This window comes from Streptococcus pseudopneumoniae (genome assembly GCF_001072315.1).
Taxonomy (GTDB): domain Bacteria; phylum Bacillota; class Bacilli; order Lactobacillales; family Streptococcaceae; genus Streptococcus; species Streptococcus pseudopneumoniae_R.
In genome coordinates this window covers 1-12,450 of sequence record NZ_JVLI01000125.1, presented here as the reverse complement: position 1 = coordinate 12,450, position 12,450 = coordinate 1, and the positions used below count along the sequence as shown (strand labels likewise).

Here is a 12,450-nt window from a genome sequence, read left to right as displayed (position 1 = left end):
AGGAAAAATAAATTATGACATTTTCATTTGATACAGCTGCTGCTCAAGGTGCAGTGATTAAGGTAATTGGTGTCGGTGGAGGCGGTGGCAATGCCATCAACCGTATGGTCGACGAAGGTGTTACAGGCGTAGAATTTATCGCAGCAAACACAGATGTACAAGCATTGAGTAGTACAAAAGCTGAGACTGTTATTCAGTTGGGACCTAAATTGACTCGCGGTTTGGGTGCAGGAGGTCAACCTGAGGTTGGTCGTAAAGCTGCTGAAGAAAGCGAAGAAACACTGACGGAAGCTATCAGTGGCGCGGATATGGTCTTCATCACTGCTGGTATGGGAGGAGGCTCTGGAACTGGAGCTGCCCCTGTTATTGCTCGTATTGCAAAAGATTTGGGTGCTCTTACAGTTGGTGTTGTAACACGTCCGTTTGGTTTTGAAGGAAGCAAGCGTGGACAATATGCTGTAGAAGGAATCAATCAACTGCGTGAGCATGTAGATACTCTATTGATTATTTCAAACAACAACTTGCTTGAAATTGTTGATAAGAAGACACCGCTTTTGGAGGCTCTTAGCGAGGCAGATAACGTACTTCGCCAAGGTGTTCAAGGAATTACTGACTTGATTACAAATCCTGGTTTGATCAATCTTGACTTTGCCGATGTGAAAACAGTTATGGCAAATAAAGGGAACGCTCTAATGGGTATTGGTATCGGTAGTGGAGAAGAACGTGTGGTAGAAGCAGCTCGTAAGGCAATCTACTCTCCACTTCTTGAAACAACAATTGATGGAGCAGAAGATGTAATTGTCAACGTTACTGGTGGTCTTGACTTAACCTTGATTGAGGCAGAAGAGGCGTCACAAATTGTGAATCAAGCAGCAGGACAAGGAGTGAACATCTGGCTCGGTACTTCAATTGATGAAAGTATGCGTGATGAAATTCGTGTAACAGTTGTCGCAACAGGTGTTCGTCAAGATCGCGTAGAGAAGGTAGTAGCTCCACAAGCTAGACCTACTACTAACTACCGTGAGACAGTGAAACCAGCTCATTCACATGGCTTTGATCGTCATTTTGATATGGCAGAAACAGCTGAATTGCCAAAACAAAATCCACGTCGCTCGGAACAAGCTCAAGGATCTGCTTTTGGTGATTGGGATTTACGTCGCGAGACAATTGTTCGTCCGACTGATTCAGTAGTGTCACCGGTAGAACGTTTTGAAATTCCAAATTCACAAGATGAAGATGAGTTGGATACACCTCCATTTTTCAAAAATCGTTAAGTAAATGAATGTAAAAGAAAATACAGAACGTGTTTTTCGAGAAGTCACAGAAGCAAGTCTGAGTGCTCATCGCGAGAGTGACTCAGTCTCTGTCATTGCAGTCACCAAGTATGTAGATGTACCGACAGCGGAAGCCTTGCTTCCGCTAGGGGTTCATCATATCGGTGAAAATCGTGTAGATAAGTTTCTAGAGAAATATCAAGCTTTGAAAGATCGAGATGTGACTTGGCATTTGATTGGTACCTTACAAAGACGTAAGGTGAAAGATGTCATTCAATATGTTGATTATTTCCATGCTTTGGATTCAGTCAAGCTAGCAGAGGAAATTCAAAAAAGGAGTGACCGAGTCATCAAGTGTTTCCTTCAGGTAAATATTTCTAAAGAAGAAAGTAAACACGGTTTTTCGAGAGAGGAACTGCTGGAAATCTTGCCAGAGTTAGCCAGACTAGATAAGATTGAATATGTTGGTTTAATGACGATGGCTCCATTTGAGGCTAGCAGTGAACAGTTGAAAGCAATTTTCAAGGCGACTCAAGATTTACAAAAAGAAATCCAAGAAAAACAAATTCCAAAGATGCCTATGACCGAGTTAAGTATGGGAATGAGTCGTGATTATAAAGAAGCGATTCAATTCGGTTCCACCTTTGTTCGCATAGGTACAGCATTTTTTAAGTAGGAGAGAACCATGTCTTTAAAAGATAGATTCGATAGATTTATAGATTATTTTACGGAGGATGAGGATTTAAGTCTCCCTAATGAAAAACGAGATGAGCCCATTTTAACTCCAGTAAATTCTACACAGGACAAGGCTCTTTCAACAAATCAAACACCACGTACAAGCACAACTAGTACAAAAGAAACTAATATTACTAGACTTCATGCACGTCAACAAGAGTTAGCCAAGCAAAGTCAGCATTCTACTGAAAAAGTAACAATCGATGTTCGTTACCCTAGAAAATATGAAGATGCGATAGAAATTGTTGATTTATTAGCAGGAAACGAAAGTATTTTGATTGATTTTCAATATATGACTGAAGTGCAAGCTCGTCGTTGTTTAGATTATCTGGATGGAGCTTGCCATGTTCTAGCTGGAAATTTGAAAAAGGTAGCTTCTACCATGTACCTGTTGACACCATTGAATGTTATTGTAAATGTTGAAGATATTCGTTTACCAGATGAAGATCAACAGGGTGAGTTTGATTTTGATATGAGACGAAATAGAGTACGATAATGATTTTTTTAATTCGTCTGATTTATAATGCAGTGGATATTTACTCCCTGATTTTGGTAGCCTTTGCTGTCATGTCTTGGTTTCCAGGCGCCTACGAATCAAGTTTAGGTCGTTGGATTGTAGCATTGGTAAAACCAGTGCTTGTTCCTTTGCAACGCCTGCCTCTACAGATAGCAGGTCTTGATTTATCTGTTTGGGTTGCGATCGTTTTGGTTCGATTTTTAGGGGAAAACTTAGTGCGTTTTCTTGCAATGATAATATGAATAGAGGTATTTACCAGCATTTTTCTATAGAAGATCGGCCATTTCTTGACAAGGGAATGGAATGGATTAAGAAGGTAGAAGATAGCTATGCGCCTTTTTTAACTCCTTTTATCAATCCTCATCAAGAGAAGTTATTGAAGATTTTAGCCAAAACCTATGGCCTTGCTTGTAGCAGTAGTGGGGAATTCGTCTCAAGTGAGTATGTTCGAGTTTTATTATACCCAGATTATTTCCAGCCAGAGTTTTCAGATTTTGAAATGTCTCTCCAGGAAATTGTGTATTCCAATAAATTTGAACACTTAACGCATGCTAAGATTTTAGGGACAGTCATCAATCAATTAGGGATTGAACGGAAACTTTTTGGAGATATCCTAGTAGATGAAGAACGGGCGCAGATTATGATTAATCATCAATTTCTTCTTCTCTTTCAAGATGGATTAAAGAAAATTGGTCGTATACCCGTTTCGCTGGAGGAACGTCCTTTCACCGAGAAAATAGATAAGTTGGAACAGTATAGAGAGCTGGATTTATGCGTGTCTAGTTTTAGATTAGATGTTCTTTTATCAAATGTTTTAAAACTATCTAGAAATCAAGCAAACCAGTTGATTAACAAGAAACTTGTCCAAGTAAATTATCATATGGTAGATAAATCAGATTATACTGTTCAAGTTGGAGACTTGATTAGTGTGAGAAAATTTGGGCGTTTGAGGTTGCTTCAAGATAAGGGACAAACTAAAAAAGAGAAGAAAAAAATAACAGTCCAGTTGTTATTAAGTAAGTGAGGAAAAATATGCCAATTACATCGTTAGAAATCAAAGATAAAACCTTTAGCACACGCTTTAGAGGTTTTGATCCGGAAGAAGTAGATGAATTTTTAGATATTGTAGTTCGTGATTATGAAGATTTGGTTCGTTCTAATCATGATAAGGATTTACATATTAAAAATTTGGAAGAGCGTTTGTCTTACTTTGATGAGATGAAAGATTCGTTGAGCCAGTCTGTATTGATTGCCCAAGATACAGCTGAGAGAGTGAAACAAACAGCACACGATCGTTCAAATAATATTATTCATCAAGCTGAACAGGATGCCCATCGATTATTGGAAGAAGCAAAATACAAGGCAAATGAAATTCTTCGTCAGGCAGCTGATAATGCTAAGAAAGTTGCTGTTGAAACTGAAGAATTGAAGAACAAGAGTCGTGTCTTCCATCAACGTCTTAAATCAACAATTGAGAGTCAGTTGGCTATTGTTGAATCTTCAGATTGGGAAGATATTCTTCGTCCAACAGCTACTTATCTTCAAACCAGTGATGAAGCCTTTAAAGAAGTTGTTAGTGAAGTACTTGGGGAACCGATTCCGACTCTAAGTGAGGAAGAACCCATTGATATGACACGTCAATTTTCACAAGAAGAAATAATGGAATTGCAAGCGCGTATCGAGGCAGGTAATAGAGAATTGGCTGAATTTGAAGCTCAGTCTAAACAGGAAGTGGAAGATCCGACTCCTCAGGTGGAAGAAGATTCTGCTCATCCAGTTGGTCCGATGTATGAAGAGCCAGAAGTATCCCCAAGTCATTACTCAGGCCCAACACCAGCTACAGAAACTGTTGGTTCAGCACCAGGATTTGAGGCACCGCAAGAATCCGTTACAATTTTATAAGAAATGATCTGAGAACAATATCTTATCTTTATATTTCCAGCGAGCAGGAGATGGTGTGAGTCCTGTAATCCCTATTGATAAGATTATCCTCTCAAACAATCAAGTCTGAATGGAGTAAGATTTGACGTTGCCCACGTTACGGGAAAAGAGGGAGAAAGACTAGTTCTTTTTCCGAACAAAGGTGGTACCACGATTTTCGTCCTTTTTGGAAGTCGTGGTTTTTAATTTGTTATTATTTATAAAGGAGATACCATGAAACTCAAAGATACCCTTAACCTTGGGAAAACAGCTTTCCCAATGCGTGCAGGCCTTCCGACCAAAGAGCCAGTCTGGCAAAAGGAATGGGAAGATGCAAAACTTTATCAACGTCGTCAAGAATTGAACCAAGGAAAACCTCATTTCACCTTGCATGATGGCCCTCCATACGCTAACGGAAATATCCACGTTGGACATGCTATGAACAAGATTTCAAAAGATATCATTGTTCGCTCAAAATCTATGTCAGGTTTTTACGCACCATTTATCCCGGGTTGGGATACTCATGGTCTGCCAATCGAGCAAGTTTTGGCAAAACAAGGTGTCAAACGTAAAGAAATGGACTTGGTTGAGTACTTGAAACTTTGCCGCGAATACGCTCTTTCTCAAGTAGATAAACAACGTGAAGACTTTAAACGTTTGGGTGTTTCTGGTGATTGGGAAAATCCATATGTGACTTTGACTCCTGACTATGAAGCAGCCCAAATCCGTGTCTTCGGTGAGATGGCTAACAAGGGTTATATCTATCGTGGTGCAAAACCAGTTTACTGGTCATGGTCATCTGAGTCTGCCCTTGCGGAAGCGGAGATTGAATACCATGACTTGATTTCAACTTCCCTTTACTATGCCAACAAAGTAAAAGATGGCAAAGATGTTCTAGATACAGATACTTACATCGTTGTCTGGACAACAACTCCATTTACCATCACTGCTTCTCGTGGTTTGACTGTTGGAGCGGATATTGATTACGTCTTGGTTCAACCTGCTGGTGAAACTCGTAAGTTTGTGGTTGCTGCAGAATTGTTGACTAGCTTGTCTGAGAAATTTGGCTGGGCTGATGTTCAGGTCTTGGCAACTTACCGTGGTCAAGAACTCAACCACATCGTAACAGAACATCCATGGGATACAGCTGTAGATGAATTGGTTATCCTTGGTGACCATGTTACAACTGACTCTGGTACAGGTATTGTCCATACAGCCCCTGGTTTTGGTGAGGATGACTACAATGTCGGTATTGCTAATGGTCTTGAAGTTGCAGTCACTGTTGACGAACGCGGTATCATGATGGCTAATGCTGGTGCTGAGTTTGAAGGTCAATTCTACGACAAGGTCGTCCCAACTGTTATTGAAAAACTTGGCAACCTCCTTCTTGCCCAAGAAGAAATCTCTCACTCATACCCATTTGACTGGCGTACTAAGAAACCAATCATCTGGCGTGCAGTTCCACAATGGTTTGCCTCAGTTTCTAAATTCCGCCAAGAAATCTTGGATGAAATTGAAAAAGTGAAATTCCACTCAGAATGGGGTAAAGTTCGTCTTTACAACATGATTCGCGACCGTGGTGACTGGGTAATCTCTCGTCAACGTGCTTGGGGTGTTCCGCTTCCTATCTTCTACGCTGAAGATGGTACAGCTATCATGACTGCTGAAACCATTGAACACGTGGCTCAACTCTTTGAGGAACATGGTTCAAGCATTTGGTGGGAACGTGATGCCAAAGACCTCTTACCAGAAGGATTTACTCATCCAGGTTCACCAAATGGCGAATTCAAGAAAGAAACAGACATCATGGACGTTTGGTTTGACTCAGGTTCTTCGTGGAACGGGGTTGTGGTTAACCGTCCAGAACTTAAATACCCAGCTGATCTTTACCTTGAAGGTTCTGACCAATACCGTGGTTGGTTCAACTCATCACTCATTACATCTGTTGCCAACCATGGCGTAGCACCATACAAACAAATCTTGTCACAAGGTTTTGCCCTTGATGGTAAAGGTGAGAAGATGTCTAAATCTCTTGGAAATACCATTGCTCCAAGTGATGTTGAAAAACAATTTGGTGCTGAAATCTTGCGTCTTTGGGTAACAAGTGTGGATTCAAGCAACGACGTGCGTATCTCTATGGATATTTTGAGCCAAGTCTCTGAAACTTACCGTAAGATTCGTAACACTCTTCGTTTCTTGATTGCCAACACATCTGACTTTAACCCAGCTCAAGATGTAGTCGCTTACGATGAACTTCGTTCAGTTGATAAGTACATGACGATTCGCTTTAACCAGCTTGTCAAGACCATTCGTGATGCCTATGCGGACTTTGAATTCTTGACAATCTATAAGGCCTTGGTGAACTTTATCAACGTTGATTTGTCAGCATTCTACCTTGATTTTGCTAAAGATGTTGTTTACATCGAAGGTGCCAAATCACTGGAACGCCGTCAAATGCAGACTGTCTTCTATGACATTCTTGTGAAAATCACCAAACTCTTGACACCAATCCTTCCTCACACTGCGGAAGAAATCTGGTCATACCTTGAGTTTGAAGCAGAAGATTTTGTTCAATTATCAGAATTGCCAGAAGCGGAAACTTTTGCTAACCAAGAAGAAATCTTGGATACATGGGCTGCCTTCATGGACTTCCGTGGACAAGCTCAAAAAGCCTTGGAAGAAGCTCGTAATGCAAAAGTAATCGGTAAATCACTTGAAGCACACTTGACAGTTTATCCAAATGAAGTTGTGAAAACTCTGCTCGAAGCAGTAAACAGCAATGTAGCTCAACTTTTAATCGTGTCTGAATTGACTATCGCAGAAGGACCAGCTCCAGAAGCTGCCGTTAGCTTCGAAGATGTAGCCTTCACAGTTGAACGCGCTGCAGGTGAAGTATGTGACCGTTGCCGTCGTATCGACCCAACAACAGCAGAACGCAGCTACCACGCAGTCATCTGTGACCACTGTGCAAGCATCGTAGAAGAAAACTTTGCGGACGCAGTCGCAGAAGGATTTGAAGAGAAATAGTTTCGAGCAGTCTGGAGAATATTCATGAATTGAGTATTTTAACTAGTTATGGTATGATATTTAGTATAAAACATTAAAGGAGATTTATTATGAAGTCAAAAGCTTTAGCACTTTATAGTGGTATTGTTGGTTTAGTAGGTGGAATCTACTTGCTTATTGCCCCACTTCTTTTACTAGCAGCAGTTGTGAGTACAGCTGCTACAGCAACAGCTACACAGAGTCCTGAATTAACTGCATCTACAACAGTTGCAGGAGTTGCAGGAGTTTTACTTCCAACCGTTTTAAAAATTGCTATTTTAGTTTTAGGAATTGTTGCGATTGTATACTATAAGGAAGAAAGTCGTGTTGGTTCGGCTCCTTCTGTCCTATTAATCGTAGGTGGAGCAGTTGGCTTGATTCCAGCCCTTGGTTGGGTAGGAGGAATCCTAGCAATTATCGGTGGTTCACTATTTTTAGGAAGTCTCAAAAAATTCAAAGTTGAAGGATAAAAAATAAGGAAAAGGATTGTCAAACAGTCCTTTCCTTTTTGGTTTTGACTAGCTTTTTTGTGAAAAATTGTGTAAAATAGAATAGATAAACGAGGGGAAACCTCGGAAAATTTAAAGGAGAATCCATCTAATGGTAAAATTGGTTTTTGCTCGCCACGGTGAGTCTGAATGGAACAAAGCTAACCTTTTCACTGGTTGGGCTGATGTTGATTTGTCTGAAAAAGGTACACAACAAGCGATTGACGCTGGTAAATTGATCAAAGAAGCTGGTATCGAATTTGACCAAGCTTACACTTCAGTATTGAAACGTGCAATCAAAACAACGAACTTGGCTCTTGAAGCTTCTGACCAATTGTGGGTTCCAGTTGAAAAATCATGGCGCTTGAACGAACGTCACTACGGTGGTTTGACTGGTAAAAACAAAGCTGAAGCTGCTGAACAATTTGGTGATGAACAAGTTCACATCTGGCGTCGTTCATACGATGTATTGCCTCCAAACATGGACCGTGATGATGAGCACTCAGCTCACACTGACCGTCGTTACGCTTCACTTGACGACTCAGTCATTCCAGATGCTGAAAACTTGAAAGTGACTTTGGAACGTGCCCTTCCATTCTGGGAAGATAAAATCGCTCCAGCTCTTAAAGATGGTAAAAACGTATTCGTAGGAGCTCACGGTAACTCAATCCGTGCCCTTGTAAAACACATCAAAGGTTTGTCAGACGACGAAATCATGGACGTGGAAATCCCTAACTTCCCACCATTGGTATTCGAATTCGACGAAAAATTGAACGTCGTTTCTGAATACTACCTTGGAAAATAAAAAAATGTAAGTCTAGAATTGATTTCTAGGCTTTTTGATTTTGTTCCCAGTTTCCAACTAGTTGAAAAAGCGTTATAATGGTAGTAGGAAGTAATTTGTTTGAGAGAGGGTGGGTCTGATGGCTTATATTGAGATGAAACACTGTTACAAGCGTTATCAGGTTGGGGACACAGAGATTGTGGCCAATCGTGATGTGAATTTTGAGATTGAAAAGGGTGAATTGGTTATTATTCTAGGTGCATCTGGTGCAGGCAAGTCAACGGTTCTCAATCTCCTAGGGGGAATGGATACCAATGATGAAGGGGAAATCTGGATAGATGGTGTTAATATTGCAGACTATAGTTCCCACCAGAGAACCAATTACCGTAGAAATGACGTTGGTTTTGTTTTTCAGTTTTATAACCTAGTTTCCAATCTAACCGCTAAGGAAAATGTGGAGTTGGCTTCAGAAATCGTGACAGATGCCTTGAATCCTGAACAGGTCTTGACAGATGTAGGTCTGGCTCATCGTCTCAATAATTTTCCAGCCCAGCTTTCTGGAGGGGAGCAACAGCGAGTCTCCATTGCACGCGCGGTAGCTAAAAATCCTAAAATTCTCCTTTGTGATGAACCAACTGGAGCCTTGGATTATCAGACGGGTAAGCAGGTTTTGAAAATTCTCCAAGATATGTCTCGTCAAAAGGGAGCGACGGTGATTATCGTGACTCATAATGGAGCTTTGGCGCCCATTGCTGATCGCGTGATTCATATGCACGATGCCAGTGTCAAGGATGTGGTGATCAACCAGCATCCTCAGGATATCGATAGTTTGGAGTACTAGCATGATCAAGCGAAAAACCTATTGGAAGGACTTAATTCAGTCCTTCACAGGCTCCAAGGGGCGTTTTTTATCCATCTTGACCTTGATGATGTTGGGTTCTTTAGCCCTAGTAGGCCTCAAAGTGACTAGCCCCAACATGGAGGCGACAGCTAATGCTTATTTAACAACTGCTCAAACCTTGGATTTGGCAGTTATGTCTAATTATGGTTTGGATCAAGAAGATCAAGAAGAACTAAAACAGACGCAGGGCGCAGAGGTTGAGTTTGGCTATTTGACAGATGTGACTATGGATAATGGGCAGGATGCCATTCGACTGTACTCCAAACCAGAGCGAATTTCAACCTTTCAGCTAAGAGAGGGACGACTTCCTCAGTCAGACAAGGAAATCGCCTTGGCCACTCATTTGCAAGGCCAATATAGCGTGGGACAGGAGATTAGTTTTAAAGAAAAAGAAGAGGGTCATTCCTCTTTAAAAGACCATACTTATACCATTACTGGTTTTGTGGATTCGGCTGAAATCCTCTCCCAGCGAGATATGGGCTATGCAGGAAGTGGAAGTGGGACTCTGACAGCTTACGGGGTGATTTTGCCTAGCCAGTTTGATCAAAAAGTCTATAATATAGCACGCTTGAAATATCAAGATTTAGCAGGTTTAAATGCTTTCTCAGCAGCTTATGAAGAGAAATCCAAGCAACATCAGGAAGACCTTGAACAAGCTTTGTCAGATAATGGCAAGGCACGTCTGCAATTCTTGAAAAAAGAAGGACAAGAGTCTCTAGACAAAGGCCAAGAGACCCTTGACAAGGCTGATACTAATTTGCAGGAAGGCAAGCGTCGTTTAGCAGCTGCTCAAGCTCGTTTACAGGCTCAAGAAAGTCAACTAGCCTTGCTTCCTCAAGCCCAGAGAGAGCAGGCCCTTGCTCAACTTACCCAAGCCAAGCAGGAATTGAGCAAGGAAGAGGATAGGCTAAAGCAGGCTGAACAAAATCTAGCCCAAGAAAAGGAAAAACTAGAAAAACATCAGCAAGTCTTGGATGATTTGTCTGAGCCCAAGTATCAAGTCTATAATCGTCAGACCATGCCAGGTGGTCAGGGCTACGTCATGTACAGCAATGCTTCAGCTAGTATTCGGGCAGTGGGCAATATCTTTCCTGTAGTGCTTTATGCCGTAGCGGCTATGGTGACCTTCACAACTATGACTCGTTTTGTGGATGAAGAGCGAACTCATGCAGGGATTTTTAAGGCCTTGGGCTATCGTAGCAAGGATATTATTGCCAAGTTTCTCCTTTACGGTCTAGTAGCTGGGACTGTCGGAACAGCTCTAGGTAGCATACTTGGACATTATTTACTAGCCGGTGTGATTTCAAATGTTATTACAAAAGGTATGGTGGTGGGAGAACCCCAGATTCAGTTCTATTGGACCTATAGTTTACTGGCTCTTGCTTTGAGTTGGTTGGCTAGTGTGTTACCAGCCTATCTGGTGGCTCGTAGGGAACTTCATGACGAAGCAGCCCAGCTTTTACTGCCTAAACCACCTGTTAAAGGAGCTAAAATTTTACTGGAGCGTATCGGTTTTATCTGGTGTCGTCTCAGTTTTACTCATAAGGTAACAGCTCGCAATATCTTCCGTTATAAGCAGCGGATGTTGATGACGATCTTTGGTGTAGCAGGTTCTGTAGCTCTGCTCTTTGCAGGTTTGGGAATCCAATCCTCTGTAGCAGGAGTTCCGTCTAGACAGTTTCAACAAATTCAACAGTATCAGATGATTGTATCTGAAAATCCTAGTGCGACCAATCAGGACAAGGCAGAGCTAGAAGAAGTGTTGAAAGGGCAAGATATCCAAGCCTACCAGAAAATCTATTCTAAAACGCTAGACAAGGATTTCAAAGGCAAGGCTGGTCTTCAAACCATTACCCTTATGGTGACAGATAAGGAAGATTTGACACCCTTTATCCATCTTCAAAATCACCAGCAGGAGCTGACATTAAACGATGGCATCGTTATTACAGCTAAACTCGCTCAGTTGGCAGATGTTAAGGTTGGTCAGATTCTAGAAATTGAAGGTAAGGAGCTAAAGGTCGCTGCCATTTCTGAGAATTACGTTGGTCACTTTATTTATATGAGTCAGGCTAGCTATGAGCAAATTTACGGACAGGTGCCCCAAGACAACACTTATCTGGTTACGCTAAAGGATTCTAGTGCGCATAGTATCGAAAGACAGGCCGGCTTACTTATGAATCAATCTGCGGTGTCCAGCGTTGTCCAAAATGCTTCAGCCATTCGACTCTTTGACTCGGTTGCAAGTTCACTCAATCAGACCATGACCATCTTGGTCATCGTATCGGTTCTGTTGGCTATTGTTATCCTCTACAATCTGACCAATATCAACGTGGCTGAGAGAATCCGTGAACTCTCCACTATCAAAGTTCTCGGTTTTCATAATAATGAAGTCACCCTCTACATTTACCGTGAGACGATTGTGCTGTCCCTTGTGGGAATCGTACTTGGTCTGCTCTCAGGTTTCTATTTACACCAATTTTTGATCCAAATGATTTCTCCTGCTACTATTCTCTTTTATCCGCAGGTAGGTTGGGAAGTCTATGTAATTCCAGTGGTAGCAGTAAGCACCATTTTGACCTTGCTTGGTTTCTTTGTCAATTATCATCTGAGAAAGGTTGATATGCTTGAAGCCTTGAAATCTGTAGAGTAAGGTAGTTGTTTTTATCTGATTGAACTTATATTTACTCGTAAATCATGACCACCCGTCTAACGGGTGGTCTGAACCAGGGCTATAAGCCCAAATTACCAGCCAGCGCCTAAAGACGCTGGCTTTCACGTTGTTCAAG

Annotated in this window: 11 protein-coding genes; all 11 read left to right on the top strand. The window is 41.5% G+C overall.

Annotated elements, in window-relative coordinates:
* Nucleotides 1-14: 14 nt before the first annotated feature.
* The 11 genes from ftsZ to ADH54_RS06675 all read left to right on the top strand — a co-directional run bounded on the left by ftsZ (nucleotide 15) and on the right by ADH54_RS06675 (nucleotide 12,314).
* Nucleotides 15-1,274, top strand: coding sequence for a cell division protein FtsZ (gene ftsZ / locus ADH54_RS06730; protein ID WP_049524532.1), 1,260 nt, complete (start codon nucleotides 15-17; stop codon nucleotides 1,272-1,274).
* A 4-nt stretch (nucleotides 1,275-1,278) separates the two neighbouring features.
* The gene (locus ADH54_RS06725) at nucleotides 1,279-1,950 is read left to right on the top strand and encodes a YggS family pyridoxal phosphate-dependent enzyme (protein WP_049524531.1); all 672 of its coding nucleotides are present in this window, start codon (nucleotides 1,279-1,281) and stop codon (nucleotides 1,948-1,950) included.
* Nucleotides 1,951-1,959: 9 nt separating this feature from the next.
* Nucleotides 1,960-2,505 carry a cell division protein SepF gene (locus ADH54_RS06720; protein ID WP_049524530.1) on the top strand — a complete coding sequence of 182 codons (546 nt, stop codon included), beginning with the start codon at nucleotides 1,960-1,962 and terminating at the stop codon, nucleotides 2,503-2,505.
* The gene (locus ADH54_RS06715) at nucleotides 2,505-2,768 is read left to right on the top strand and encodes a YggT family protein (protein WP_049524529.1); all 264 of its coding nucleotides are present in this window, start codon (nucleotides 2,505-2,507) and stop codon (nucleotides 2,766-2,768) included. Before ADH54_RS06720 ends, ADH54_RS06715 begins: the two co-directional genes overlap by 1 nt.
* A complete protein-coding gene (locus ADH54_RS06710; protein WP_049524528.1) occupies nucleotides 2,765-3,550 on the top strand; it encodes an RNA-binding protein in 786 nt (261 codons plus the stop codon). The genes ADH54_RS06715 and ADH54_RS06710 overlap by 4 nt, the downstream gene beginning before the upstream one ends.
* Nucleotides 3,551-3,558: 8 nt before the next feature.
* A complete protein-coding gene (locus ADH54_RS06705) occupies nucleotides 3,559-4,428 on the top strand; it encodes a DivIVA domain-containing protein (protein ID WP_049524527.1) in 870 nt (289 codons plus the stop codon).
* A 252-nt stretch (nucleotides 4,429-4,680) separates the two neighbouring features.
* A complete protein-coding gene (gene ileS, locus ADH54_RS06695; RefSeq protein WP_049524526.1) occupies nucleotides 4,681-7,473 on the top strand; it encodes an isoleucine--tRNA ligase in 2,793 nt (930 codons plus the stop codon).
* Nucleotides 7,474-7,562: 89 nt separating this feature from the next.
* A complete protein-coding gene (locus ADH54_RS06690; protein WP_049524525.1) occupies nucleotides 7,563-7,961 on the top strand; it encodes a hypothetical protein in 399 nt (132 codons plus the stop codon).
* A 130-nt stretch (nucleotides 7,962-8,091) separates the two neighbouring features.
* Nucleotides 8,092-8,784: a phosphoglycerate mutase gene (locus ADH54_RS06685; RefSeq protein ID WP_000240129.1), complete on the top strand. Its 693-nt coding sequence runs from the start codon at nucleotides 8,092-8,094 to the stop codon at nucleotides 8,782-8,784.
* 118 nt (nucleotides 8,785-8,902) lie between these two features.
* On the top strand, nucleotides 8,903-9,604 hold the full coding sequence (locus ADH54_RS06680) for an ABC transporter ATP-binding protein (RefSeq protein ID WP_049524524.1): 702 nt from the start codon (nucleotides 8,903-8,905) through the stop codon (nucleotides 9,602-9,604).
* Between the two features lies 1 nt (nucleotide 9,605).
* A complete protein-coding gene (locus tag ADH54_RS06675; RefSeq protein ID WP_049524523.1) occupies nucleotides 9,606-12,314 on the top strand; it encodes an ABC transporter permease in 2,709 nt (902 codons plus the stop codon).
* The last annotated feature ends 136 nt before the right edge of the window (nucleotides 12,315-12,450 follow it).

What these genes read in the sequence shown, in the direction of transcription:
- ADH54_RS06675 (WP_049524523.1), top strand. Translation starts at nt 9,606, where the DNA reads ATGATCAAGCGAAAAACCTATTGGAAGGACTTAATTCAGTCCTTCACA.
- ftsZ (WP_049524532.1), top strand. Translation starts at nt 15, where the DNA reads ATGACATTTTCATTTGATACAGCTGCTGCTCAAGGTGCAGTGATTAAG.
- ADH54_RS06710 (WP_049524528.1), top strand. Translation starts at nt 2,765, where the DNA reads ATGAATAGAGGTATTTACCAGCATTTTTCTATAGAAGATCGGCCATTT.
- ADH54_RS06685 (WP_000240129.1), top strand. Translation starts at nt 8,092, where the DNA reads ATGGTAAAATTGGTTTTTGCTCGCCACGGTGAGTCTGAATGGAACAAA.
- ADH54_RS06725 (WP_049524531.1), top strand. Translation starts at nt 1,279, where the DNA reads ATGAATGTAAAAGAAAATACAGAACGTGTTTTTCGAGAAGTCACAGAA.
- ADH54_RS06705 (WP_049524527.1), top strand. Translation starts at nt 3,559, where the DNA reads ATGCCAATTACATCGTTAGAAATCAAAGATAAAACCTTTAGCACACGC.
- ADH54_RS06680 (WP_049524524.1), top strand. Translation starts at nt 8,903, where the DNA reads ATGGCTTATATTGAGATGAAACACTGTTACAAGCGTTATCAGGTTGGG.
- ADH54_RS06715 (WP_049524529.1), top strand. Translation starts at nt 2,505, where the DNA reads ATGATTTTTTTAATTCGTCTGATTTATAATGCAGTGGATATTTACTCC.
- ADH54_RS06690 (WP_049524525.1), top strand. Translation starts at nt 7,563, where the DNA reads ATGAAGTCAAAAGCTTTAGCACTTTATAGTGGTATTGTTGGTTTAGTA.
- ileS (WP_049524526.1), top strand. Translation starts at nt 4,681, where the DNA reads ATGAAACTCAAAGATACCCTTAACCTTGGGAAAACAGCTTTCCCAATG.
- ADH54_RS06720 (WP_049524530.1), top strand. Translation starts at nt 1,960, where the DNA reads ATGTCTTTAAAAGATAGATTCGATAGATTTATAGATTATTTTACGGAG.